Source organism: Paraburkholderia sp. BR10923, from assembly GCF_040948765.1.
Lineage (GTDB): Bacteria > Pseudomonadota > Gammaproteobacteria > Burkholderiales > Burkholderiaceae > Paraburkholderia > Paraburkholderia youngii.
The window spans coordinates 67,095-92,838 of the sequence record NZ_JBFPKO010000006.1; the positions used below are offsets into that span (position 1 = coordinate 67,095).

General features: G+C 62.4%; 24 protein-coding genes. 18 read left to right on the forward strand and 6 right to left on the reverse strand.

The genetic code is table 11. The features are described 5' to 3' along the window. Positions 1-9: 9 nt before the first annotated feature. Entirely contained in the window at positions 10-1,074 is a 1,065-nt protein-coding gene (locus tag AB3X94_RS13040) for a YCF48-related protein (protein WP_176111364.1), read from the forward strand. A gap of 12 nt (positions 1,075-1,086) precedes the next feature. Next, complete coding sequence (locus AB3X94_RS13045; protein WP_368611743.1) at positions 1,087-3,567, forward strand: RND family transporter; 2,481 nt, start codon at positions 1,087-1,089, stop codon at positions 3,565-3,567. Between the two features lie 78 nt (positions 3,568-3,645). Here the strand turns inward: AB3X94_RS13045 and AB3X94_RS13050 are convergent, their stop codons facing one another. Next, positions 3,646-4,428 (reverse strand): SDR family oxidoreductase, encoded by a 783-nt coding sequence (locus AB3X94_RS13050; protein WP_176111362.1) that lies wholly within the window; start codon positions 4,426-4,428, stop codon positions 3,646-3,648. A gap of 32 nt (positions 4,429-4,460) precedes the next feature. Next, a complete protein-coding gene (locus AB3X94_RS13055) occupies positions 4,461-5,471 on the reverse strand; it encodes an NAD(P)-dependent alcohol dehydrogenase (protein WP_368611744.1) in 1,011 nt (336 codons plus the stop codon). A gap of 137 nt (positions 5,472-5,608) precedes the next feature. Here AB3X94_RS13055 and AB3X94_RS13060 point away from each other — a divergent pair, with 137 nt between their 5' ends. The 15 genes from AB3X94_RS13060 (at position 5,609) to AB3X94_RS13130 (ending at position 21,020) form a co-directional block, all read left to right on the forward strand. Beyond that, positions 5,609-6,358 (forward strand): electron transfer flavoprotein subunit beta/FixA family protein, encoded by a 750-nt coding sequence (locus AB3X94_RS13060; protein ID WP_176111360.1) that lies wholly within the window; start codon positions 5,609-5,611, stop codon positions 6,356-6,358. A 2-nt stretch (positions 6,359-6,360) separates the two neighbouring features. Then, the gene (locus AB3X94_RS13065; RefSeq protein ID WP_368611745.1) at positions 6,361-7,293 is read left to right on the forward strand and encodes an electron transfer flavoprotein subunit alpha/FixB family protein; all 933 of its coding nucleotides are present in this window, start codon (positions 6,361-6,363) and stop codon (positions 7,291-7,293) included. Between the two features lie 159 nt (positions 7,294-7,452). Next, complete coding sequence (locus AB3X94_RS13070) at positions 7,453-8,811, forward strand: SRPBCC family protein (RefSeq protein ID WP_368611746.1); 1,359 nt, start codon at positions 7,453-7,455, stop codon at positions 8,809-8,811. Further along, a complete protein-coding gene (locus AB3X94_RS13075; RefSeq protein ID WP_368611748.1) occupies positions 8,811-10,520 on the forward strand; it encodes an FAD-binding protein in 1,710 nt (569 codons plus the stop codon). Before AB3X94_RS13070 ends, AB3X94_RS13075 begins: the two co-directional genes overlap by 1 nt. Before the next feature lie 16 nt (positions 10,521-10,536). Next, on the forward strand, positions 10,537-11,523 hold the full coding sequence (locus tag AB3X94_RS13080; protein ID WP_176111356.1) for a thiamine pyrophosphate-dependent dehydrogenase E1 component subunit alpha: 987 nt from the start codon (positions 10,537-10,539) through the stop codon (positions 11,521-11,523). Beyond that, positions 11,520-12,512, forward strand: coding sequence for an alpha-ketoacid dehydrogenase subunit beta (locus AB3X94_RS13085; protein ID WP_176122696.1), 993 nt, complete (start codon positions 11,520-11,522; stop codon positions 12,510-12,512). Before AB3X94_RS13080 ends, AB3X94_RS13085 begins: the two co-directional genes overlap by 4 nt. A 44-nt stretch (positions 12,513-12,556) precedes the next feature. Further along, complete coding sequence (locus AB3X94_RS13090) at positions 12,557-12,787, forward strand: biotin/lipoyl-containing protein (RefSeq protein ID WP_152851317.1); 231 nt, start codon at positions 12,557-12,559, stop codon at positions 12,785-12,787. After that, positions 12,741-13,655: a 2-oxo acid dehydrogenase subunit E2 gene (locus AB3X94_RS13095; RefSeq protein WP_246392293.1), complete on the forward strand. Its 915-nt coding sequence runs from the start codon at positions 12,741-12,743 to the stop codon at positions 13,653-13,655. Before AB3X94_RS13090 ends, AB3X94_RS13095 begins: the two co-directional genes overlap by 47 nt. Before the next feature lie 33 nt (positions 13,656-13,688). Next, on the forward strand, positions 13,689-15,221 hold the full coding sequence (locus tag AB3X94_RS13100) for a class I adenylate-forming enzyme family protein (protein WP_368611749.1): 1,533 nt from the start codon (positions 13,689-13,691) through the stop codon (positions 15,219-15,221). A gap of 32 nt (positions 15,222-15,253) precedes the next feature. After that, positions 15,254-16,147, forward strand: coding sequence for a crotonase/enoyl-CoA hydratase family protein (locus AB3X94_RS13105; RefSeq protein WP_368611750.1), 894 nt, complete (start codon positions 15,254-15,256; stop codon positions 16,145-16,147). Between the two features lie 48 nt (positions 16,148-16,195). After that, positions 16,196-16,975 carry an enoyl-CoA hydratase/isomerase family protein gene (locus AB3X94_RS13110; protein ID WP_368611751.1) on the forward strand — a complete coding sequence of 260 codons (780 nt, stop codon included), beginning with the start codon at positions 16,196-16,198 and terminating at the stop codon, positions 16,973-16,975. Between the two features lie 86 nt (positions 16,976-17,061). Next, a complete protein-coding gene (locus AB3X94_RS13115; RefSeq protein ID WP_176111351.1) occupies positions 17,062-18,264 on the forward strand; it encodes an acyl-CoA dehydrogenase family protein in 1,203 nt (400 codons plus the stop codon). Between the two features lie 2 nt (positions 18,265-18,266). Beyond that, the gene (locus tag AB3X94_RS13120) at positions 18,267-19,388 is read left to right on the forward strand and encodes an acyl-CoA dehydrogenase family protein (protein ID WP_368611752.1); all 1,122 of its coding nucleotides are present in this window, start codon (positions 18,267-18,269) and stop codon (positions 19,386-19,388) included. Positions 19,389-19,611: 223 nt separating this feature from the next. Beyond that, positions 19,612-20,445, forward strand: coding sequence for an SDR family oxidoreductase (locus tag AB3X94_RS13125; protein ID WP_368611753.1), 834 nt, complete (start codon positions 19,612-19,614; stop codon positions 20,443-20,445). Further along, positions 20,442-21,020, forward strand: coding sequence for a nuclear transport factor 2 family protein (locus AB3X94_RS13130; RefSeq protein WP_368611754.1), 579 nt, complete (start codon positions 20,442-20,444; stop codon positions 21,018-21,020). Before AB3X94_RS13125 ends, AB3X94_RS13130 begins: the two co-directional genes overlap by 4 nt. Positions 21,021-21,048: 28 nt before the next feature. On the opposite strand, the gene AB3X94_RS13135 is transcribed toward AB3X94_RS13130, so the two are convergent. The 4 genes from AB3X94_RS13135 to AB3X94_RS13150 all read right to left on the reverse strand — a co-directional run bounded on the left by AB3X94_RS13135 (position 21,049) and on the right by AB3X94_RS13150 (position 24,262). After that, on the reverse strand, positions 21,049-21,819 hold the full coding sequence (locus tag AB3X94_RS13135; protein ID WP_176111347.1) for an SDR family oxidoreductase: 771 nt from the start codon (positions 21,817-21,819) through the stop codon (positions 21,049-21,051). 11 nt (positions 21,820-21,830) lie between these two features. Further along, on the reverse strand, positions 21,831-22,151 hold the full coding sequence (locus AB3X94_RS13140; RefSeq protein ID WP_018436097.1) for a 2Fe-2S iron-sulfur cluster-binding protein: 321 nt from the start codon (positions 22,149-22,151) through the stop codon (positions 21,831-21,833). A gap of 21 nt (positions 22,152-22,172) precedes the next feature. Next, complete coding sequence (locus AB3X94_RS13145; protein WP_368611755.1) at positions 22,173-23,435, reverse strand: NAD(P)/FAD-dependent oxidoreductase; 1,263 nt, start codon at positions 23,433-23,435, stop codon at positions 22,173-22,175. Between the two features lie 98 nt (positions 23,436-23,533). After that, the gene (locus AB3X94_RS13150; RefSeq protein ID WP_368611756.1) at positions 23,534-24,262 is read right to left on the reverse strand and encodes a TetR/AcrR family transcriptional regulator; all 729 of its coding nucleotides are present in this window, start codon (positions 24,260-24,262) and stop codon (positions 23,534-23,536) included. 164 nt (positions 24,263-24,426) lie between these two features. Here AB3X94_RS13150 and AB3X94_RS13155 point away from each other — a divergent pair, with 164 nt between their 5' ends. Beyond that, a complete protein-coding gene (locus AB3X94_RS13155) occupies positions 24,427-25,671 on the forward strand; it encodes a cytochrome P450 (RefSeq protein ID WP_176111980.1) in 1,245 nt (414 codons plus the stop codon). Positions 25,672-25,744 lie beyond the last annotated feature (73 nt).

Genomic DNA, 25,744 nt, shown 5'->3' on the forward strand with positions numbered 1-25,744 from the left:
GGAGACACAATGCGCAATACCCTGTTTCGTTGGCTGGCACTCGTCGCGGCGGCATGCGCCGCCAGCGGGTCGGTCCATGCCGAATTCGCCGATCCGATGCGTTCGCCTGCCGTGATCAACCTGCAGGCCGCGCATGAACCGCTGATCGCGTTGGCCCAGGCCGGACAGCGTCTGGTCGCGGTAGGCCCGCGCGGGGCGATTCTGGTTTCGGACGACATGGCCATGCACTGGCGCCAGGTCCAGGTGCCGGTGAGTTCGGATCTGGTCGCTGTCACGTTCAAGTCGGCCGCGCTCGGCTGGGCGGTCGGACACGACGGCGAGGTGCTGCACACCACCGACGGCGGCAATACCTGGACGCGGCAGCTCGACGGCCAGCAGGCGGCGAAGCTGATGAGCGCCTACTACGCGAAGCAGCAGGGCGATTCCCCCGATCTGAAGGCGTCGCGCGAAGAGGCAGAGCGCTTCGAAGCAGACCAGGGGGGACGTCCTTTCCTCGACGTCTGGTTTGATGATGAGCGTTCGGGCTGGGTCATCGGCTCGTTCAACATCATTTTTCACACCGACGACGGCGGCAAGAACTGGGTGCCCTGGTTCGATCGCGTCGACAATCCCAACGCGTTGAACCTGCATGCAATGCGCCGTATCAACGGAACGCTTTATATCGTGGGCGAACAGGGGCTGCTGCTCAAGCTCGACCCCGGCAAGCAGCGTTTCGTCGCGGTTCCTACGCCCTCGAAGGGCAGCCTCTTCGGTCTCGCTTCCACGGGCAACGCGTTGATCGTCTACGGTCTGCTCGGCAACGCATATCGCTCCATCGACAGCGGCGCGACCTGGGACAAGATCACGCTGCCGACCGGCGCGAGCATCCTGGCGTCGGCTGAACTGCCGAACGGTAACCTTCTTCTCGCGACCCAGGCGGGTGAGCTGCTGGAGAGCGCCGATCAGGGGGCAACGTTTCAAAAACTTCGCGCGAGCCAGCCGGGCGGCATCTTCGCGATGGCGTTGCGCGGCGACACCGCGGTGCTGGCGGGCGCGGCCGGCCTGTCGCGGATCACATTGTCGAAGTCGAACTAAAAGGGAGCAGACATGGCTGGCGGCAACAATGCCCAATTCGACAAGATGCCCGTTGTGGCGGATCTTGCCCAGTTCGATTCACGTTCAGGCAACGCGCTTGAACGGTTGATCTTCAACCGCCGTCCCTGGCTCATCGTCATCTGCGCGATCATCACGGCGGTGCTAGGGTTTCAGGCGCTGCGTCTCGATGTGAATGCGAGCTTCGAGAAGATGATTCCGCTGTCGCATCCGTACATCAAGAACTATCTCGCCAACAAGGCGGACCTTAAAGGGCTCGGCAATTCGCTGCGGATCGTCGTCGAGAATCCCTCGGGCGACATCTACGATCCGAAGTATCTTGCCGCGCTGCGACGCGTCAATGATGCGTTGTTTCTGATTCCGGGCGTCGACCGTCCTGGCGTGAAGTCGATCTGGATGCCGATCGTGCGCTGGAACGTGGTCACGGAGAATGGCTTCGCGGGCGGCCCGGTGATGCCGGACGGCTTCGACGCGTCCGCACAGGCCATCGCACAGCTGCGCACGAACGTAGCGCGCGCAAACATCGTGGGCAGCATCGTGTCGAATGATCTGCATTCGAGCATGATCCAGTTGCCCCTGCTCGATCACTATGCCGATACCGGCAAGGCGCTCGACTACGCGAAGCTCTCGCACCAGATCGACGAGGTCATCAAGAAGGAGGGTCACGGCGAGGTGCACGTGCACGTGGTGGGCTTCGCGAAGCTGATCGGCGACCTGATCGACGGCCTCAAGCTGGTGGCGATGTACTTCGGCGTGGCCGCGGCGATTGCGCTCGGCGTGATCTTTCTGTACACGCGCTGCTATCGCAGCACGCTGCTGGTGGTGGCATGTTCGCTGATTGCCGTCGTCTGGCAGCTCGGCATCATTCGCTCGCTCGGCTATGTGCTCGATCCCTATTCGGTACTGGTCCCGTTCCTCGTTTTCGCCATCGGCGTATCGCATGGCGCACAGAAGATGAACGGGATCACGCAGGACATCGGGCGCGGCACCCATCGCTACGTGGCGGCACGCTACACGTTCCGGCGGCTTTTCCTCGCCGGTCTCACGGCGTTGCTCGCGGACGTGGTTGGCTTCGCGGTGCTGATGGTCATCGACATTCCGGTGATCAAGGATCTGGCGTTCACGGCGAGCGTTGGCGTGGGCGTGCTCGTGTTCACGAATCTGCTGCTGCTGCCGGTACTGCTTTCATACATTGGCGTCAGTCCGTCAGCGGCACGACGCAGCGTGCGCGGCGAGCAGAACGAGGCGCGCGGAACCTCGTCGGCAGGCGCGCTGTGGAACCTGCTCGACCGCTTCACCGAACGCCGCTGGGCCGTGGGTGCGATCGTTTGCGCGGCGGCACTCACGGCGTTCGGCTGGTCGATCAGTCAGCATCTGCAGATCGGCGACCTCGATTCGGGCGCGCCTGAGCTTCGTCCAGACTCGCGCTACAACCTCGACAACGCCTACGTCAATGCGCATTTCGGCCTGTCGAGCGATCTTTTCGTCGTGGTTGGCAAGTCGTCGCACGGCACTTGCGACGCCAACAATTTCCCGCTCGTTCTCGAGGCTGACCGACTCGAAGCCACACTGCGCAACGTGCCGGGCGTGCAGACGACGACTTCGGTCGGTGGCCTCGCGCGCTGGGTGACGGCGGGCTTCTACGAGGGCTACCCGAAGTGGTACACGGTCGACCGCGTGCCTTCGATCGTCAACAAGACGGTGTGGCAGATCCTGCTCGATCATCCGGACCTACTGAGCCAAACTTGCGGCACGGCGCCCGTGATCGCCTATCTGACCGATCACAAAGCCGCGACGCTCTCGCGTGTCATGGAGGCGGCGGAGGCATTCGCGAAAGAACATAGCGACGCCGACCACCAGTTCCTGATGGTTGCCGGCTCGGCTGGCATCGATGCAGTGACGAACGTGGTCGTCGCAAAAGCGAACCGCACCATGCTGTTCATGGTGTATGCGGCGGTGATCCTGCTGTGCTTCATCACGTTCCGCAGCTGGCGCGCGGTCGTGGTGGCCGTCGTGCCGCTCGGAATCACCTCGGTGCTGTGCGAGGCGCTGATGGTCAAGCTCGGCATCGGCGTGAAGGTGGCGACGCTGCCGGTGATCGCGCTGGGCGTGGGGATTGGCGTCGACTATGCGCTCTATCTGCTGAGCGTGCAGCTCGCGTATCAGCGTGCGGGGCAGCCGCTGCGCGTAGCTTATCGTCATGCGGTGCAGTTCACGGGCAAGGTCGTGGCGCTGGTCGGCGTGACGCTGGCTGCCGGCGTTGTGACATGGGCCTTTTCACCGATCAAGTTTCAGGCCGACATGGGCATCCTGCTAACGTTCATGTTCCTGTGGAACATGATCGGTGCGCTGATCTTGATCCCGGCGCTGTCGCATTTTCTTCTGCAGGGAATTTCGCGCAAGGCGGTGGCGAGGGGGGGAGCGGCTGGTTCGGCGAACGTCGAAGCTTGTAGCGGCGAGGTCACGCTGCGGTAGCGAGTATGTGGCGGTGCCGCGCGTTGCGCGCGGCACCGCCTCGCAGCACAAATAAGTTGGCCCGCTGGCCGCTCGGCCCTACACCACGGACATCGAAAAGCTCAGGATCTCCGAGACTCCGCCGTCGACCATCAGCATTTGGCCATTCATGTAAGAGCTGGCCTGCGACGCGAGAAACACGGCGACGCCGCCTAGTTCCTCGGGATTGCCCCAACGGCCAACCGAAATGTGCGAGCGCACGATCTCCTTCATTTGCGGATTCGATGTGACGGGCTCAGCCATATCCGTGAGGAAGTAGCCGGGGCAGATGCCGTTGCAACGAATGCCGTGTCGCCCCAGCTCCGCACCGAGCGATTTCGTGAGTCCGGCAACCGCGTGCTTACTGGCCACGTACGCTTGAAGCTTCTCGCGGCCGAGCACCGACACATAAGACCCGACGTTGATGATGCGTCCGTGTCCGCGTTCGATCATCGGGCGCGCCACTTCCTGCGCGAGCAGGTATGCGGCCGTGACGTTGGTATCCATCGTTCTTTGCCACATATCGACGCTCGACTGGAGAAAATCGCTCCACTCGCAAATGCCCGCGTTGTTGAGCAGTACGTCGATGCGGCCGTGACGAGCGAGAACGTTGCGCACGCCGTTTCTGATCGCATTGTGATCGGTGAGATCGAACGGTTCGATATCGACGGTGCCGCCCGTTTTGCGAATCGACTCCGCCGCGGTCTCGAGGCTCGCGCGCGATCGCGCACAAAGAATCACGCGCGCGCCCGCAGACGCCAAGGCGCTCGCCATCGCAAAGCCGAGACCGCGCGATGCGCCCGTGACGAGCGCGATTTGTCCTTCCAGTGAAAAGAGTTTCATTGTCTGACTCCCGTGAATGATGGGAAGGCTGATTACTGGTGGCGAATGACGATCTTGCCGAAATGTTTCTGGCTTTTGAGGTGCCGAAGCGCATCCGGTACATGCGCGAAGTCATAGACCGAGTCGATCACCGGCCGCAGTTTGTGCAATGCGATTGCGCGGTTCATCGATTCGAAGTCCTGGCGGGAGCCGACGCGGATCGGTGCGATCGTCAGTCCGCGCGCGAAGAATCCCTCGCTGGGGGAGGGGGCACCGGTCAGCAGCCCGACGACGCTGATCCGGCCGCCGTCCCGTGTGCAAGCAACCGACTTGCCGAACGTTTGAGCCCCGCCCACCTCGACGACGAGATCGACCCCAAGGCCATTGGTCAGGCGCAGCACGGCGTCTTCCCAATTGGGCGTGTCGCGGTAGTTGATGGTCGCGTCTGCGCCCAGTTCGGCCAGGCGTTTCAGTTTCGATTCGCTGGACGAAGTGGCGATCACCCGGGCGCCGAAAAGACGTGCTAGCTGCAGAGCGAAGATCGATACGCCGCCGGAACCTTGCACGAGGACGGTCTGGCCCGGCAGCTGGGGCGCATGCTGACACAGTGCGTTCCATGCGGTGACGGCGGCGCACGGCAGTGTCGCGGCTTCCTCGTCGGAAAGGTGCTCGGGAACACCAATCAGCTCTTCCTCACTCAGTACGACTTTGTCGCGGAGCATCCCTTCGACGATGGCGCCGCGGCCCAAAGTATCTGCGTGTTGCGGGCGCGCTCCGCCGTGCCAATTCTCCGCGAAATTGGCCATCACCCGGTCGCCCGGTTTGAAGCGCCGTACACTTGCGCCGACCGCGAGCACGACCCCCGCGCCGTCCGAGGCCGGAATGAAGTTCGGTGCCATCCAGTCGCGAAACGCTCCATTCATCAGCAGCAACTCGCGGAAATTTAGCGAACTCGCGTTGACCTGCACCGATACCTGATGAGCGCCAGGTGGCGCCGGATCGGGTTCCTCGCATAACGCCAGTCCCGCAATGCCTTCGAAACGCTCACATCGATAGAGCTTCATTTGTCGTCTCCTTGGTGTTGAACAAGGGCGTCGAATTGATCGCCGAGTGACGCTTTCCTCATTCTTCTCGTTGACAGCTACAAAAAAAACGGTTCAGAATATAGAACATTGTTCAACAAAGCGTTCGGAGCGTCAAATTGAAGATACTGGTCGCGGTGAAGCGCGTGATCGACTACAACGTGAAACCTCGGGTCAAGTCCGACGGCTCGGGCGTCGATCTGGCCAACGTAAAAATGGCCATGAACCCGTTCGACGAGATCGCGGTGGAGGAGGCGGTGCGCCTCAAGGAAGCAGGCGTTGCGACTGAAGTCGTCGTGGTATCGGCGGGCACCGCGCAATCGCAGGAGGTACTGCGTACGGCACTCGCCATGGGGGCGGATCGTGCGGTGCTAGTGGAGAGCGATGCGGATCTGCAGCCGCTCGCGGTCGCAAAGCTGCTGGCCGCCGTAGCCGCGCGGGAAAACCCGCAACTGTTCTTGCTCGGCAAGCAGGCCATCGACAACGACGCTGGTCAAACCGGGCAGAAGCTCGCCGCATTGCTCGGCTGGCCGCAAGCGACGTTTGCGTTCAAGACGGAAGTGGATGGTCAGCAACTGCTCGTCACGCGTGAAATCGATGGCGGTCTCGAACGCGTCGCTCTCGATCTGCCCGCGGTGATCACGACCGATCTGCGCCTGAACAGTCCACGCTATGTGACGCTGCCCAACATCATGAAAGCGAAGAAGAAGCCTCTCGATACGCTGAATCCTGAAGCGCTGGGCGTTGACGTCGCGCCTCGCCTGAAGGTTCTCGAAGTGACCGAGCCACCGGCGCGCAAGGGCGGTGTGATGGTTCCGGATGTTGCAGCGCTGATTGAAAAGCTTCGAAACGAAGCGAAGGTGATCTAATCATGACTATTCTCGTTATCGCCGAACACGACAATGCGACCCTGAAGCGCGCCACGCTCAACGCCATCACGGCGGCGGGCGCAGTGGGTGGCGACATTCATGTGCTGGTGGCGGGCCACGGCGCGTCGGCCGTCGTCGAGCAAGCCGCGAACGTAGCCGGTGTCGCCGAAGTGCTCGTCGCGGAAGCACCCGAATACGCGCACGGGTTACCGGAAAACCTCGCCGCACTCGTGGTCTCGTTGGCCCGCGCTTATACACACGTGATCGCAGCGTCCACGGCGGTGGGCAAAAACTTCATGCCCCGTGCGGCCGCGCTGCTCGATAGCGCGCAGATTTCCGATGTCGTTGCCTTCAAGGCTGCCGATGTTTTCGTGCGTCCGATCTATGCCGGCAATGCACTAGCAACAGTGCAATCGTCCGACCCGATCAAAGTCATCACCATTCGCCCGACCGCGTTTGATGCTGCAGCGACCGGTTCGACCGCCGCGCCGTCACGCGCTGTTGCATCGGCGCCGGCTTTCGATAAGGCCCGTTTTGTCGGGCAGGAACTCACGAAATCGAGCCGGCCAGAGCTTGCGGCGGCAAACATCGTGGTGTCGGGCGGCCGTGGCATGCAGAACGGTGACAACTTCAAGCTCCTCGACGCGCTTGCGGACAAGCTTGGTGCGGCCGTGGGCGCGTCGCGTGCGGCGGTCGACGCCGGCTTCGTGCCGAACGATTATCAGGTCGGTCAGACGGGCAAGATCGTCGCGCCTCAGTTGTATATCGCGGTGGGCATCTCGGGAGCGATTCAGCACCTCGCCGGCATGAAGGATTCGAAGGTCATCGTCGCGATTAATAAAGACGCAGAGGCACCGATCTTTCAGGTGGCCGACTACGGTCTCAGTGCGGACCTGTTCGAAGCTGTTCCGGCGCTGACCGCAGCGCTCGATTGACGTTCGCCCGGATTGACAGCAATCCGGGCGTCAGCCTAGCATCTGAACGCCGTTCACAACAATTGAACCGGTCGTTGCATATCGATTGCGAACCACCCGGCCACAACATAAAGAGTCGGAACCGGCGCCTACGCCGGCCACATCACGAAGGAGATAGCAATGGGTAACAGAGGTCCCGATTCGGGTGAACACACGGTCCGTCTCGATTTTGTGCCGAAGGACAGTTACCTGTCGAAGCAATTTCTCGAGCGGGAGAACGAGCGCCTGTGGCCGCACGTGTGGCAGGTTGCATGTCGGCTGGAAGAAATTCCCAACGTCGGCGACTACGTCACCTTCGACGTGGCCGGCGAATCGATCATCGTGGTGCGAACGGCGGCCGATCAGATCAAGGCCTTTTTCAACGTCTGTCAGCATCGTGGCCGTCGCTTGACCAACGGCAGCAGCAAGGCCTCGAAATTTCACTGTGCCTATCACGGATGGCAGTGGAATCTGGATGGCGGCGTCGCGCGCGTGCTCGATCGTGACGACTGGGCCGGCTGCGAGGAAATGACTGACGGTGATCTGCGTCTCACCGATGTTCTGGTGGACACGTGGGGCGGCTTCGTGTTCATCAACATGGACCCGAACGCGGAGCCGCTCGCTAAATTCCTCGATCCGGTACCGGAGATCACGAACTGCTTCGAGTTCGAGAAGATGCGCTACCGCTGGTACAAGTCGATTCGTCTTCCGTGCAACTGGAAGGTTGCACTCGAAGCGTTCACCGAGGGTTATCACGTCGCGGCAACACATCCTCAGTTGCTGGATGTCGCGGGAGATGACGTAACGCGAAGCTTTGCCTACGGCCGCCACGGCATGTTCGGCTACTCGACGGCCACGCGCATGATCGGCGCGCCGTCACCGCGAACCGGCAAGCCGATGCCGGAGGACGTGCGTCAGGGTCTCGTCAACTTCTTCCGTGTGATGGAAGAGACCCTGAAAGCAATCAATACCGCGCGCGACTACGAAGCGGCGAAGCGGCTGATGACGGAAATGTCGCCCTCGGGTAACCAGTTCGAAGTCCTCGCAAAGGCAATGGATTTCCAGCGCGAAGCGGCGATCGCCGAGGGCGCCGGCTGGCCGGAGATCACTTTCGAGCAACTCGGTCGCGCGGGAGCGGACTGGCATGTCTTCCCGAACCTCGTGTTTCTTCCGTACCCCGACGGCGCGCTCTTTTACCGCGCACGCCCGGACGGCGATAACCCCGATTCGTGCATCTACGACATCTGGTCGCTGCAGCGCTTCGCGCCGGGCGCGGAGCCGCCGCTCAAGCGCGAGTTCTACTACGGTGTTGATGACTGGAAAGAGAACGCTCAGGAAAACTTCGGCCTGATCCTGTGGCAGGACTTCCAGAACATGACCAACGTGCAGCAGGGGATGAAGTCGCGCGGCTTCAAGGGTTCGCGCACGAATCCGCTGCAGGAAACGTCGGTTTCGAACTTCCATCGCGCGCTGCGCGAATTCATCGCGCGGGAGGAGTGATGTCGACGAGCTGGGACGCAACGTACGACTTCGTGGTGGTCGGCAGCGGCGGTGGTTCGATGTGTGCGGCGCTTGCCTGCAAGTCGGTGGGCAAGGAAGCGCTGATCATCGAGAAGCAGGCGAAGGTCGGTGGCTCGACCGGCTATTCGGGCGGTGTCTGGTGGCTGCCGAACAATCACGTGATGAAGCGCCACGGCGTAAGCGATTCGTATGAGCGCGCACGGCAGTACTTCGACGCCGCGGTGACGTATCATGGTCCGGGCACCTCGCATGCGCGACGCGAGGCTTACCTGCGCACCGGGCCGAAGATGGCCGAGTTTCTCGAGCAGCAGGGGATGCAGTTCGTGTACGCGGACGGCTGGTCCGATTACTACGACACGCTGCCCGGCGGGGAGCCCCGTGGCCGCTCGCTATTGGCGAAGTTGTTCGACGTGAAGGAACTGGGCGAATGGGCGCCGCGCTTGTCGCGCTATAAAGGCCCGTCGATGCCAGCCAACTCGGACGAGTACCCGACACTGTTTCTGATGAAGCGGACGTGGGGCGGCAAGCGCAAGGCGATGCAGCTCGGCGGCCGCATGCTTTACCAGAAGATCACCGGCAAGGAGCTCGTGGCGAACGGTGCGGCGATTCAGGGGCGCATGCTTCAGATGGCGCTGCGCGCGAACGTGCCGATCTGGACGGACACGCCAGTGCGCGAGTTCATCGTCGAGGACGGACGTGTGGTCGGCATTGTCGCAGTGCGCAGCGGCCGCGAGTTGCGCGTGCGCGCTCGTCAGGGCGTGCTGCTCAATACGGGTGGCTTTTCACACAACGCTGAAATGCGCCGCAAGTACCAGCCGCAGCCGTCGTCCGCGGATTGGACCAATGCGAATCCAGGCGATACCGGTGAAATCCTGCAAGCTGCGATCGCGCTCGGCGGCGCGGTGGATTGCATGGAAGAAGCGTGGTGGGTCGTGACGTCGCTCGGCCCCAACGAGGAACTGCCGGAAGGTGCGCGCGCTCCGGATGGTTCGCCGTTGCCGTTCATGCATCACCTCGACCTCTCGCTGCCGTTTTCGATCATGGTCGATCAGGATGGCGAGCGCTTTTGCGACGAAGCGGGAGCGTACATGGAGATCGGTCAACGCATGTACGAGCGCCACAAGCAGACGGGAAAGGCGGTGCCCGCGTGGGTCGTGATGGACAGCCGCCAGCGCAAATATTACCCGTGGGGCACCGCGATGCCGGGCCAGATTCCGCAGAAGTGGCTCGACAGTGGATACATGATCAAGGCCGACACGCTCGAAGAGCTAGCCGCGAAATGCGGCATCGATCGCGCTGGCCTGCTCAAGACCGTCCAGCGCTTCAACGGCTTCTGCAAAACGGGCGTCGACGAAGATTACGGCCGCGGCTCGCGTGCATTCGATCGCTGCCATGGTGACCCGACCATCAAACCGAACCCGAATCTCGGGCCGATCGAGCAGGGCCCGTTCTACGCGGTGCGCATGTATCCAGGCGATGTCGGCACTGCAGGCGGTCTCGTGACTGACGAGTTCGGACGTGTGCTGAAGGACGACGGTTCGCAAATCCCTGGGCTGTACGCCACCGGCAACTGCACGGCATCCGTGGTTGGCCGGTGTTATCCGGGCGCCGGCAGCAGCATCGGCGCATCGTTCGTGTTCGGTTACATCGCGGCGCTGCATTCGAGCGGCGCGCAAAAGATCTGGTGACACAGGAGAGTGACGAATGAATGCCTATCAGCCGCCCAGCAGCGAAGTCCTGGTCGACATCTACAGGCGCATGACACTCATCAAGCAGAACGATGAGCGCTTTCGCGCCGTGATCAAGGCCGGCAAGCTGGTCATGCCGTACTACTCGCCGCGCGGGCAGGAAGTGATTCCGTCGGCGATGTCGGTGTGTCTCACCGATGACGACTACATCTGCACGATCTACCGCGGTGTTCACGACATGATCGCCAAAGGTGTGCCGCTCAAGGAACTCTGGGCCGAACTCGGTGGACGAGTGACCGGGACCTGCAAGGGCAAGGGCGGTCCGATGCACGTTACCCATCCCGCTTCCGGCGTGATGGTCACGACCGGCATCGTCGGCAGTTCGATGCCAATTGCGAATGGCCTGGCGCTTGCCGCGCAGATTCGCGGTGAACGGCGCGTGGCAGTCGCTTACTTCGGCGATGGCGCATCCAACATCGGCGCGTTCCACGAGTCACTGAACATGGCGTCCGTCTGGAAGCTGCCGGTGATTTTCGTCTGCCAGAACAACGGCTACGCCGAGCACACCAAATACGCTTACGGCACCTCCGTGTCCAATATCGCGCAACGCGCCGTCGCGTACCAGATGCCCGGCGTGACGGTGAACGGCAACGATCCGATCGCGATGCACAAGGCGGCGCGCGAGGCGGTCGAGCGTGCGCGCGACGGTGGCGGCCCGACGCTCATCGAAGCGAACACGTTCCGCTTTCAGGGCCATGTATTTGGCGATCCGGACGCGTACATGGACAAGCACGAAAAGGCGGCCTGGGTCGCCAAGGATCCCGTGCCGCTCTTCCGCCAGTGGCTCATCGATGCAAAGCATGCGACCGAACAGCAACTGGCTGCGATGGAAGCCGGGCACGAGGCGCAGATCGACGCTGCGGTCGAATTCACGTTGTCGAGCGAATATCCCGATGTCGCTGAGCTTCGTCGCGACATCTTCAAGGACGAGGTGCTTGCATGAGCCAGATGCCAACCAACATCAACACTATCCAGGCCGTCAACTTCGCGCTCGACGATGCAATGGCCGCCGACGTCAACGTGATCGTGCTGGGTGAAGACGTTGCCGACGGTCAGGAAGGCGGCATTGTCGGCGTAACGAAGGGACTGTCGTCGAAATACGGCACCTCGCGCGTGCGTTCGACGCCGATCTCGGAGCAGGCCATCATCGGTGCGGCAATCGGCGCTTCGATGGTCGGCATGCGCCCGGTGGCGGAAATCATGCTGATGAACTTCACGACCGTCGCGATGGACATGATCGTGAATCACGCGGCGAAACTGCGCTTCATGTCGGGCGGACAGACCAATGTGCCGATCGTGATCCGCACGATGACCGGTGCCGGCTTCGGCACGGGTGGTCAGCACGCGGACTACCTTGAAGCGTGGTTCGCGCACGTCGCCGGCATCAAGGTGGTCGCACCTTCGAATCCTGCCGATGCGTATGGCCTGATGCTGTCCTGCATCCGCGACGACGACCCTTGTCTGTTCATCGAGAACATGCCGACCTACTGGAACCCGGGCAATGCGCCGGAGCGCGGCGTGGCGATTCCACTTGGAAAGGCCAACGTCGTGCGCGCAGGCACGGACGTCACGTTGATCAGTTACAGCCGCCGCGTGCAAGAGGTCATGGTCGCCGCGGAGGCGCTCGCCAAGGATGGGATCGCCTGCGAAGTGATCGATTTGCGCACGGTCTCGCCTCTGGATACCGAAACCATCCTGACTTCGGTTGCCAAGACAGGGCGCGCCGTCGTGGTGCACGAGGCCGTCAAGCCGTTCGGCGTGGGTGCTGAAATCGCATCTCGCATCTACGAGGCCCTCTTTCGCGAACTCAAGGCGCCGGTGCAGCGCGTGGGCGCGCAATTCTGCCCCGTGCCGTTCTCCAAGCCGCTCGAAGACGCGTTCGCGCCGGGCGTGGCAGACATCGAAGCGGCGGTTCGCGCGACGCTGAAATGACAAGCACGCGCTCCCGGAATTTCCATCATCAATAGAGCAAGCTCATGACCACACAAGTTCTGCTGCCCAAACTGGGCTTTTCCATGAATGAAGGCACGCTGGCCGAATGGCTGGCGGAAGACGGCGCGACCGTGAGCGAAGGGCAGATTCTCTACGCGCTCGAGAGCGACAAATCGGTTCAGGAGGTCGAGTCGCCGGCGTCGGGCACGCTGCGCATCGTCGCCCAGGTTGGCGAAGTGTATCCCGTCGGCACGGTGCTGGCGGAAATCGTCTGATTGGCCGCAGGCCGGTCACCTTATTCAAGAGTCGTTTGAAGAGGCATCCGCGATGAGTGTCGAATCCGTAGCTGCCCGAGCGCAGTCCAACGTGAATACTGGTTCGGGCGAGGCCGCAGTCCCAGCATTTGGTGCGCATTTGCCGCCATGGCCGCAGGTCGATTTCGCCGAATTCGGCGAGGTAGAGGTCAAGCCGGTGTCGCGCATCCAGAAGCTCACAGGAGCCTTCCTGTCGCGCAACTGGCTGACGATTCCGCATGTGACCCATCATGACGATGCCGATATTACGTCGCTCGAAAGCTATCGCAAGGCGCGTAACGACGCGAATCCGGCGGTCAAGCTGACGCCGCTCGTCTTCCTGATCAAAGCCGTGGTGCGGGCTTTGCAAGAGTTCCCGCAATTCAACGCGTCGCTCGACGGTGACGGCAAAAACATCGTTCTGAAGAAGTACTTCCACATCGGGGTCGCCGTGGACACGCGCTTTGGATTGCTCGTGCCGGTGCTGCGCGATTGCGACAGGAAGAGTGTCGAAGAACTCTCGGTGGAACTTGCAGCAATTTCGCAGAAGGCCCGCGAAAAGGGACTATCGATGGCAGAGATGTCGGGGGGCTGCTTCTCGATCAGCTCGCTGGGCGGCTTCGGCGGGACTGGGTTTACGCCTATCGTCAATGCGCCTGAAGTGGCGATTCTCGGTGTGACTAAAACCCGGCTGGCGGCCGCGCCGGCGGATGACGGCGGCGTCAGCTGGCGCAAGATGCTGCCCTTGTCGCTCAGCTACGACCATCGCGTGATCAACGGAGCCGACGCGGCGCGCTTCGCTGCATTCATCGGCACCGTGCTGGCCGATCCACAGACGCTCGCAGGTTAACAGACGATCTGACACAACAACGACGGGATTGAGATGAGAACCCTTGGCGAGATGATCGAGCGAAACGCTCGCTTGCATGCCGACCACACGGCGCTCGTATATGCGGAACGGCGTCTGACGCACGCTCAGTTGGCGGAGCGTGCAAGACGCTTTTCGGGCGCGCTATATCAGCGCGGCCTGCGGCGTCAGGATCGGGTTGCAATCCTCGCAATGAACTGCGCGGAGTACTACGAGACCTACCGTGCATGCGAGTGGGCCGGCTTTATTCTCGCGACCGTCAATTTTCGGCTGGCGCCCGCGGAGATTCTCTACATTCTGAAGGATGCGGCGCCCAAAGCGCTCGTCTTCGAGGCTCAGTATGCCGATGTCGTGGACGGACTGCGTTCGCAACTGCCCGGAATCGAGCAGTACATCTGCATCGGCGACGCGCCTGATTGGGCCGTTTCATTCGAGGCGGTGATGGAAGCCGGCCCAGTGGAAGGGCCGCCGATCCGCTCGAATCCCGAGGATTACGCGTATCTGATGTACACGAGCGGCACCACAGGGCGTCCCAAGGGTGTCGTGCGCACGCACCATGCGATGTGCGTCACCGCGGAAAGCTGCGCGCTCGTGACGGAGTTTGCTGGCAAGACGCGTGTGCTGCAGACGACGCCGGCGTTTCATGTCGGCGGGATCGGCTTCGTCAATGCAGTCGCGTGGATGGGCGGCACGACGGTCATCCATCGCGCCTTCGATCCGAAGCAAATGCTCGAGACGATCGCGCAAGAACGCATCACCTTCACGTTCATGGTTGCCGCCATGCTTCAGGCGGTCCTCGACGTGCCGGAGCTGGCGAGCTATGACGTGTCGAGCATCGAAAACATCGTCACCGCGGCTGCACCGGTGCCGCCGCCACTGCTTGCGCGTGGCATTCAGGTGCTCGGCCCCGTGTTTTCGGTTCAGTACGGTATGACCGAGAGCAATGCCTGCTGGCTGCCTGCGCACGAGGTGAAGCCTCAAGGGTCGCCGGAACAGGTACGGCGCCTCGCATCGGTGGGACGTCCGTGTCCCGGCATCGACCTGCGCATCGTCGACGATCACGGCAACGATCTGCCGCAAGGTCAGACCGGCGAGGTCTGGCTGCGCTCGCAGACGCAGTTGAGCGGCTACTGGAACAACAGCGTGGCGACGGTGGAAGCACTGCGCGACGGCTGGTACCGCTCGGGCGACATGGGCTACCAGGACAAGGACGGCTACATCTTCCTCGTCGACCGCAAGAAGGACATGATCATTTCCGGCGGCGAAAACATTTATAGCCGTGAAGTCGAAGATGCACTGGGGCAGCATCCGGCGGTCATCGACGTGGCGGTGATCGGCGTGCCGCACGAGAAGTGGGGAGAAAGCGTGAAAGCGATCGTCGTGTTGCGGCGGGGCGAGCAAGCGGGCGAAGCCGAGCTGATCGAGTTCTGCCGCGGCCTGATCGCGAGCTACAAATGTCCGAAGGCCATCGCCTTCGTCGAGGAGCTGCCGAGACTGCCGACCGGCAAGATCAGCAAGGTGAGCTTGCGCCAGCAGTTTGCCCAGTGAACGGCAATCGCCTCATTTGGAGAGAATCGACCATGGCCAAATGGCTAAAGAGTTCGGAATGCGTGAAGTTCGAAGTAGCGGAACGGGTTGCGCGTATCACGCTGAATCGTCCGGACAAGCGCAACGCCATCAACAATCCGCTACTGCAGGAACTCAAAGCGGCGTTGCTCGAAGCCGACGACCGCAAATCGGTGAACGTGATCGTGCTGTCGGGAGCCGGCCGCGATTTCTGCGCGGGCTACGATCTCGTGACGACGTATTCGGACCGTGCCGCGGACGCCGTTGATCCGGGTGACTATCGCGGCACGATTCGCAGTTTCGACGACGACTGCTGGTCGATGGAGCGGCAGTCGGAGACGGTCAATCTGATGGCCGAAATCCACAAGCCGATCATCGCGCAGGTGCATGGCAACTGTCTTGCGGGCGGCACGGACCTGGCGCTCGCGTGCGACATGGTGATCGCCGCCGACGATGCGAGGATCGGTTTTCCCGCCACGCGAGCGAACGGCTCGCCGCCTGCGCATATGTGGTTCTATCACGTGGGCCCGCAGTGGGCGAAACGTCTGCTGCTATCTGGCGACTCGCTGACGGGCCGCGACGCCGCGAAGATTGGGCTGGTCATGGACGCGGTGCCGGCAGAACAGCTCGACGCGGAGGTGAACGAGCTGGCGCGCCGTCTGTCGTTCGTCGATGCCGATCTGTTGGCTGCGAATAAGCGCATCGTCAACCTCGGCCTGGAGTTGGCCGGCTCGCGCACGCTTCAACGCATTGCGGTCGAGAACGACGCCCGCGCTCACCAGAGCCAGGGGCCGCGGCGCGCGCAATTCAAGGCAGACATGGAAACGGTTGGCCTCAAGGAGGCGCTCAAGCGCCGCGACGAGCCATTCGGCGACGGGATGATCCGGCTGCACGCTCGCGGCAGTTGACCCGTCGTTCGAAGCGACCACTGCAACCCAAACGAAGATCCGAACATCATGGATGTTGAACTCACATTGAACGGCGCGGTTGCGACGCTGTGTCTGAACCGCCCCGAGAAGCTCAACGCGCTCACGCCGGAGATGCTCCACCTGATTCTCGGCCATCTCGATCGCATCGAACAGGACCCGGAGATTCGCGCGGTGATCCTCACCGGCGCAGGCCGCGCTTTTTGCGCCGGCGCCGACATCAAGGGCAGCGGCGCCGCGCCGCCGCAGATGAGCGTGGCGCACGCACGTGCATCGATGGCGGTGTACCAGAAGATCGCGCTGCGGTTGTACAACCTCAACAAGCCGATGGTCGCGGCGGTACGGGGTGTGGCGGTGGGAATTGCATGGAGCTTTGCGCTGTGCGCGGACCAGCTCGTCGTTTCCGACACCGCGCAGTTCATTCCCGCATTCCTGATGCGCGCCACCTTGCCTGAAGGTGGCATGGTGCATCTGCTCGCCCGTCATTGCGGCGAGTTTCGCGCGAAGGAAATCATGTATCTGAATCGCCGGCTGAGCGGCAAGGAAGCGCTCGATATGGGTCTGGCGAGTCATCTCGTCGAAGACGGCGACCTCGATGCGGCTGCCGAAAAGCTGGCTGGCGAGCTTGCGGCCGGCCCGACTTTTTCGCTCGGGCTGACCAAGCAGTTGTTCAGGTTGAACACGGGCAGCATGGAAGAGTTTCTTGCTCAGGAACTCAACGCGGTGGCGCTCGCGGTGAACTCGGAGGATGCGGCGGAGGGCCGGCTCGCGGCGAGAGAAAAGCGCGCACCCGCGTTCAGGGGCCGCTAGGCACAGATGCCGCACGAGCGCGGCACAGCGGCACAGCGGCGCGGCAGAGCAGACAAACGAAGGCGAAAGAGATTCAGGAGTCAGGCATGCATTTCGGCTACAGCGAGGAAGACGAATCATTTCGTCAGGAAGTCAGGAAGTTTTTCAACGAGCATGCACCGGCCGACATCTCGCGCCGCTGGCGTGATGGCGTGCATCCGCCCACGCGCGATGACATCCGCAGATGGCAGCGCATTTTGTACGAGCGCGGCTGGGGCGCGCCCCATTGGCCGGCCGAGCATGGCGGCACTGACTGGAGCGCGTTGCGCAAGCACATCTTCATGGAAGAGCTGTACAACGCCGATGCGATGGACTACGGTTGGCAGTCCACTCAGATGGTTGCGCCCGTCATCATCGCGTTTGGCTCGGACTGGCAGAAGGAGCGGTTTCTCGGGCCTATCCTGCGTGGCGACGAGTTCTGGTGTCAAGGCTTCTCGGAACCGAACGCGGGCTCGGATCTGGCCGGACTGAAGACCACGGCCGTGCTCGACGGTGACGAGTACGTCATCAACGGCCAGAAGATCTGGACCAGCGACGCGACGATTGCCGATTGGGGATTCTTCCTCGTCAAGACCGATACGACCGTGAAGCCGCAACGCGGTATCTCCTTCCTGCTGGTCAGAATGGACACACCGGGCATCACGGTGCGTCCGATCGTCTCGATCGAGGGCGGCAAGGGGCTGAATGAAGTGTTCCTCGAGAACGTGCGCGTGCCGAAGGCGCATCTCGTGGGCGAGGCTGGCATGGGCTGGACCTATGCGAAGTACCTGCTCGAAAAGGAGCGCACGGCGAGCGCGTTCCTGTACTTCAACAAACGTGAGCTGCAACGCGCGAAAGACATCGCCGGACAGGAGACGGTGGACGGCGTGCGCCTGATCGATACGCCCGGGTTCGCGCGCAAGGTCGCGGAGGTCGAAGCGGACCTGATGGCACTCGAATGGTCCGTGCTGCGCATCCTCGCTGAAGAGAAGAGCGAGCGCAATCTCGACGCTGTCGTCTCTGCGCTGAAGATCAGCGGCTCGGAGATGCAGCAGCGTGTGACGCAGCTGCAAATGGACGCACTTGGTCCTCGCGCGATACGTTTCGACGACCACAGCGAGCCAGATGGTGATCCGGTAGTCGACGAAAACTGGCCGGACTACATGGGTGGCCGCACGTCGGGCTATCTGATCGCTCGCGCATCCACCATCTATGGCGGCGCGCGCGAAGTGCAGAAGAACATCATTGCCAAGCTGGCATTTGGACTGTAGCCATGGACTTCAACTTCTCCGAAGAACAATTGATGCTGAAGGATGGCGCTGAGCGCTATGTCCAGCAGGAGTATGGATTCGAGGCGCGCACGCGCATCGCGGCGGGACAAGAAGGCTTCAGCCGCGATCATTGGCGCTCCTATGCGGAGCTTGGCTGGCTCGGCCTGACCATGCCGGAAGACGTCGGCGGTCTCGGTTGCTCGTTCGTCGAGACGGCGATCCTGATGGAGGCGCTGGGCCGCGGCATGGCGCTCGAGCCGGTCGTACAGACGGCGCTGCTTTGCGCGACGATCATCGAACGAGGCGATGCGCCGGGTCAGCGCGAGACGCTGCTTCCCGCCGTCATCGAGGGCAGGCTGCTGCTTTCGCTCGCGGATAGCGAAGCGGGCAGCCGGTACAAAGTGGGATGCCACGCACGAACGCACGCGCTCAAGACAGCCTCGGGTTATCTGATCAGCGGGGCGAAGATGCTGGTGATCGCAGGCGCGTCGGCAGATCAGTTGCTCGTGACCGCGCGAGTCGAAGGTGCATCGCAGCGCGTGGGCGTTTTTCTCGTCGATCGACGCGCTGCGGGCGTGACGTGCCGTTCGTACCGCTTGCTCGATGGATCGCGTGCCGCGGATATCGACCTGCACAACGTGGAGCTCGGTGAGGATGCGCTGATCGTCGGCCCGGAACGCGCGCTGGAGGTGCTCACGCAAGCAACGGAACTCGCGGTTCTCGCGAGCGTGGCCGAGAGCCTCGGCATGATGGAAGCGGTGATGGCGATCACCTCGGAGTACATCAAGGGACGCTCGCAGTTCGGCCAGCCTATCGGCAAGTTCCAGGCGTTGCAGCACCGCATGGCGGAGATGTTCGTCGCCACCCAGGAGGCGCGCTCGATGCTGTACTGCGGGATCGCACACCTGAACAGCCCGGCGGCCGAACGCAGCCGCGTGATCTCGGCGGCCAAGGCCGTCGCCGCGCGCGCCAATCGCTTCGTTTGCGCGCAGGGCATCCAGTTGCACGGTGGCATGGGGCTCACCGAGGAATATCCGGTGGGGCACTACTTCCGCAAGATGACGATGATGGAGAAGATGTTTGGCGATATCGACTTTCATCTCGACCGCGTTGCGGCCGGCTGATCGAGTCGCCGCTATGTCGCAGCTATCGTTCGATGGACAAGTCGCCATAGTGACGGGTGCGTTCGGTCGCGTGGACGGCTTTTCCTGGCCTCCGAGGCATGCAATTTTGTCAATGGCGCCGTGATCTACGGTGATGGTGGTCAGCACACAGCGGGCCCGGTCCTCAATCCCGGCAAGCTTTCACTGACCACTCAATAACGATCGCTTACCGAGGAGGATGAGGATGCAGCGTGTCAAGGACAAGATAGCTATTGTGACCGGGGCCGCGTCGGGCATCGGCGCGGCCTGTGCTGCGAGACTCGCGGATGAGGGCGCGCTGCTCGTCGTGGCGGACCTCAATCTCGAAGGCGCACAGGAGCAGGTTCGTCGCATCGAGGAGTCCGGCGGCCGGGCGGTTGCGACGCGTGTCGATATTGGCGACGAAGGTTCGATCGATGCGATGTTCGAGTTGACGCTCAAGACCTGGGGCGGCCTCGATATTCTGCACAACAACGCCGCGGCCACGTCGCTTTCCAGTACCGTCGATGCGGCAGTCGAGACAGTCGACGTGGCTGTCTGGGACGACACGATGCGCATCAATCTTCGCGGCACCATGCTGGCTTCCCGGCGTGCGCTGCCGCTGATGCGGGCACGTGGTGGCGGTTCGATCATCAATACCTCGTCGGGTTCCGCTCAAGCGGGTGCTCTGGGGTACAGCGCATATGGTGTCTGCAAGGCCGGTATCGAGAACCTGACGCGCTACATCGCCGCGCAGCACGGTAAGGAGGGAATACGCTGCAACGCGATTGCTCCCGGCCTGATCGTCACGCCGGTGACCCAGGCATACTACGCGGGCGTGCTCGGGGAGATGATGTTGAGCCACCATCTGACGCCGCGGCTCGGGCAGCCCGAAGACATTGCGCACGCGGTGGTATATCTCGCTTCGGATGAAGCAGCGTTCGTCACCGGCCAGGTGTTTAACGTCGATGGCGGGCTTCTTTCGCACCAGCCTTACTATGCGGACGAAATCCGTGCGCGCTCGGCGGCGACGACCAACGTTGCGAAGGGGGCGGCATGACGACGGATTCCAGTCTTCCTGCGCGTATCGAGCGCATCGAGGCGCAGCTTGCTATACAACAGTTGCCGGTGCGATACGCGCTTGCGGTCGATTCGCGCGATCTGGACAGTCTGGTGCAGCTGTTCGCCGAAGACGTCAACTGTGGCCGATGGGGCGTGGGGCGCGCGGCGCTGAAGACCTTCTATGGGTCCGAGCATATTTTGCGCGGCTTTTACCGCAGCATTCACCAGATCTGCGGCCACACAGTCGATTTCATCGACGCCGACCATGCAACGGGAAGCGTCTATTGTCGCGCGGAGCATGAGGACAACGGTGCGTGGGTGGTGATGGCCATCTGCTACTTCGACCACTACGTGGGGCGCGATGGGCAATGGTACTTCGAGCGTCGCGACGAACAGCACTGGTATTCGACGGATTGGCTCGAGCGCCCCGGTGCGCCGCGCTTCCAGAACTGGCCCGGCAAGTATGAAGGCGACCGGTATCAGCCGCGCCTTCCGCAGAGTTTTCCTACGTGGGCAACCTTCTGGAGCGCGAGCGAACAGCACGCCATCGACGCTTTGACGAAGGCGCCGTAAGCACGGCAGCGTCCGCGGCTCTTGCGCGTTACAGCGCGGCTTCTCCACGCAAGAGCACGTCGGCACCGCCGTCGGCGAAGGGGACTTGGCCCACCATGTAGCCATTGGCTGGACTCGCAAGGAATGCGAGGAGCGGCACGATCTGCTCGGCGGTGGCGTAATTGGGTACGACGGTGGGCACGCCGGCGGCAAGCGCCTCGCGACCTTCGGCGGTTTCCAGCAGCGGCGCGACCATCGGCGTCTTCACGATGCCCGGCGCGACACCATTGAGCAACACGCCCTTGTCGGCCCAACCGGGCAGCACTGCCGTGCGCCGTATCCACTGCGTCAGCGCGCGCTTGGATGACGCATAGCCTTGTGCGCCGATCTTTGCAGCTTGCTCGCGTGCCGCGGCTTCGTTGCCGTCGAGGCATAACTCGACGAGGCGTGCATCGACCGGATGAAGCGATGCGAGCGATGAGATCACCACGGCGCGTGGCTCCCTTGCGCGATGCAGCAGCGGCAACAGGCGTGGCAACAGATCAGTAACGCCGAAGTAATTCACCGACACCAGCGTGTCGCCGGGCACCGGCGGCGACACGCCGGCGCAGGCGACCACCGCATCGATCGACGGTGTGATCTGCTGTACGCGCGCGACCAGCGCTGCGCGCTGCGCCGGGACAGTGAGGTCCGCGCAAACTTCCGCATCGCGGAGATCGACGCCGATCACCCGTTCGCCGAGCGCGGTCAAATGCCGGGCCAGCGCCGCGCCCATGCCCGATGCGGCGCCGGTGATCAGCGTCGTGCGCGGAACCTTCATGTCCGTCACGCTTACGCAGCCACGCCGGGCAGATGGACGACCAATCCGTCCAGCTCCGGCGTCACGAAGATCTGGCATGTCAGACGGCTGTTTTCGCGCACGTCCATCGCACAGGTGAGCATGTCGACTTCATAGGATTCGGCCGCTGGCATGTGGCTGCTCCAGGCCTCGTCGACGTACGCATGGCAGGTTGCGCAGCTGCAGCTGCCGCCACAGTCGCCGAGAATGCCGGGGATCTGGTTGTTGACTGCCGTTTGCATCACGGAATCGCCAACGGTGGCGCTCACGGCGGCTTCGCTGCCGTCCGGCTGAATGAATCGAATGAGCGGCATGGCTTCTGAACCTCTGAAAAATTAGTTGGACTGGGGAAGCAGACTCTTCAACGGGATCGATTCGTCGGCGAGATCGGCCGCGCGGACTGGAATCTTCTCGGCAACGAATCGCTTGGCCAGCACGAATTCGGGCACGCGACTGACCGTATCGGCTGCGAGTATGACGCCGTCTTTCAGATAAAACGCTGAGAACGAGCGGGTATCGGGATTGCCGCGCAAAACGAACTCGTCGTAGCCGTGGGACAAGCCGACCATCTTGAGCTTCAGATCGTATTGATCGGACCAGAACCACGGCACGCTGTTGTAGACGCGCTCCTTGCCACACAACGAGGCAGCCGCGGTGCGGGCCTGCTCCAGCGCGTTGGGCACCGACTCGAGCCGCAGGCGCCGGCCGAGCGAAGGGTTGGGGTGGTTGGTGCAATCCCCGACCGCGAAAATATCCGGATCGGACGTGCGGGTGTATTCGTCGACCACGATGCCGTTGTCGACGGCCAGCCCGGCTGCTTCTGCAAGTTCGGTGGCGGGCTCCAGTCCCACGCCGACGATGACGAGATCCGCGGCGACGCGCGTGCCGTCCGCGCAGCACACGGCCGCGACCGCGTCGCCCGACGCGTCGAGTTCGAACTCACTGACGATCGCGTTGGTGCGGATGTCGACGCCGGCCTCGCGGTGCACTTTCTCGTAGAACGCAGAAAGCTCGGGCGCCGTGACGCGCGCGAGGACGCGTGGCAATGCTTCGAGCACGGTGACGTGCAAGCCGCGCTTCACGGCTACGGCAGCCACCTCCAGTCCGACATATCCGCCGCCGATGATCACGAGGCGCGAGCCGGCATGAAACTGGTTTCGAATGCGCGCGACGTGATCGAGCGTGCGAAGGTAGTGAAAGTTCTGCAGCTTCTCGATCGTTTCGATACCGGGCAACGCCAGGCGCCGCGCGCGCCCGCCGGTAGCCAGAACGAGTTTCGTATAGCCGATTTCGCTGCCGTTGGAGAGCGTGACCCGTTTCGCGTCACGGTCGATGCGTTGCGCGCGCACATTCGGAATGAATTCGACACGCGCTTTGTCGTACGTCGACAGCGGTTTCAGGTAGAGCTGCTCGGCGGTCGATTCGCCCGACAGAAATGCCTTGGAGAGCGGTGGCCGTTGATACGGCAAGTGGGATTCTTCCCCAACCATCACGATGCGCCCCGTCCATCCCTGTTCGCGGATCGCGGTCGCGCATTCCCCCGCTGCGTGACCCGCCCCGACGATCAGTGCGGTGTTCTCTGCGTCTCCAGCTGTCATGAAGCCAACTCCATCTCATACGGCCACAAGTTCGCTGCGGCCAGATTCTGCGAATAGTGTTCTAAATTGTGAACGACCGTCGTTGCTGCTGTCAATGCTCATGAACCCCGCTGAGCCGCCGTGGAGCTGACCATCCCCTCGATGCCGCCAACCGCGAAACGGATCAGGTAGGTGCGCATGCGCTCGATATGCGCCGTCGCGAGTGCCCGTGTTCTGGATCGCGCTTCCTGCGCGTAAAGCTCGTTGAGCACGAGATGAAACACGGACTCGACGAAATGCTGCACCAGTTCGACGGTCTCCCGCGTGGCATGAGGAAGCGCGTTGGCGAAGGCGTCACGATAGCGCGCGGCCGCGGGCGCGTATTGGTCATAAAACGGCGCCGTGAGGTCGGGGCGCTCCAGAAGGCAGCCAATCTGGGTCAGCAGGCGCAGGTAGTTTCGCCACCCCGGATCGCCGCTCGTCAGATGCGCGAAAGCCGGTGCGGAAAGTGCGGTCACGATCGTCTCGACATCGGGACGCTTGCCTCGCAGCGGCACGAGTCCGGCCTCGAGCGATTCGATGACCTGCCGGCTGATCACGGCCGCCCGACGGCCGATCGCCTGTTGAAACAGGGCGTCTTTGCTGCCGAAGTGGTAGCGCGCGAGGCTCAGCTCCATGCCACAGCTCTGCATGATGTCGCGAATCGATGTGCCGAAGTAGCCGTGCATCGCGAACAGCCGCTCGGCCGTATCGAGAATGCGCTCTGGCGTCGTGCTGCGCGCCGTGGCGCGCGGCTCATTGATGGCAGTCGCCGGGCTGCTAGCGGCGCGAGTGGTTCTGGACGGCATGGTTTCCCTTTCGTGGCGGGTGCGGATCGAACAGTGCGCGATCCCTTTCAGCGAATGATAAAACGATCTTGCACATTCGTGCAAAATCGAACATAGTTCAGCTATCGGCACGTCGCTACCAGGCAGAGGTGCCTTTAAATGAACGATTAATGGAGACAGGAACCATGGCGGGCGCGCTGCAACTCGAGGACTTCGACGATCCCAAGTTCAACCCCTTTTTCGAGGATTCGCTCGCTTTCGGCGCCGATCCTAACCCGTATCCGCGGATTGCCGAACTCCGCGAGAAAGGCTCGGTTCAGAAGGGCGACTACCGTGTGCTGATGGGCGCGGCAGCGGATCTGACGATGTCCGATGTCGCGCATTACTGCGTATTCGGATACGACGAGGTAGCGCAGGTGCTCGGAGATCCGGTCACCTTCTCGAACAAGTCTTACGAGCGCAATATCGGCATCAGCTTCGGACGCAGCATCTCGACGATGGACGCGCCCGAGCACCCGCGCTACCGCCGCATCTTCCAGAAGGCCTTTTTGCCGCACACGGTGGCAGCATGGGGCGATACGCTGGTCGATCCGGTCGTGAACGAACTGATGTCGAAGTTCATGGAGCGCGGACATGCGGATCTCGTCAACGAGTTCACGCTTCACTATCCGTTCAATATCATCTACCGCCAACTGGCATTGCCGCCGGAAGACGTCAAGATCTTCCACAAGCTGGCGATCGCGCAGACGCTGGTTTCGATCGATGTGGCGCACGGTGTGGAGGCGTCGACGAAGCTGGGTGCTTATTTCGCTCGACTCGTCGAGGAGCGCCGCAGCAATCCGGGCGATGATCTCGTCAGTTCGCTGGCCATCGCGGAAGTCGATGGCGAGTTGCTGCCGGACGAGGTCGTCATTTCGTTTCTGCGTCAATTGGTGAATGCGGGCGGTGACACCACGTATCGCGCAACCAGCGTGCTGCTGCTCGCGCTGTTGCGCGATCCCGCGCAGCTTGAAGCGGTGCGCGAGGATCGCACGCTGGTCGCGCAGGCGATCGAGGAGGCTCTGCGCTGGGATGGCCCCGTGTTGATGCAATCGCGTATGGCCTCGCGTGACGTCACGCTCGGCGGTGTGGAGATTCCGGCGGGCGCATTTCTCGACGTGTTGGCGGGAAGCGCCAATCGCGACCCCAATCGCTTCCCCGATCCGGACAGGTTCGACATCTATCGAAAGCCTGCGCACCGGCACTTCGCATTCGCGTATGGCCCGCACGTATGCATCGGCCAGCACCTTGCGCGCGTGGAAATGACGCGCGCGCTCAACGCGATTCTCGATCGCCTGCCCAATCTTCGCCTCGATCCGGCCGCGGCAGCTCCACAGATCAATGGAATCATGATGCGCGTTCCGCATTCGATTCCCGTCGTCTTCGGCTAACCAGAACAGCGCCAGCCTCGCGTGTCGTGGACGAGGCTGGCCGACAAGGCACGTGTGGCGGCCCAGCTCACGA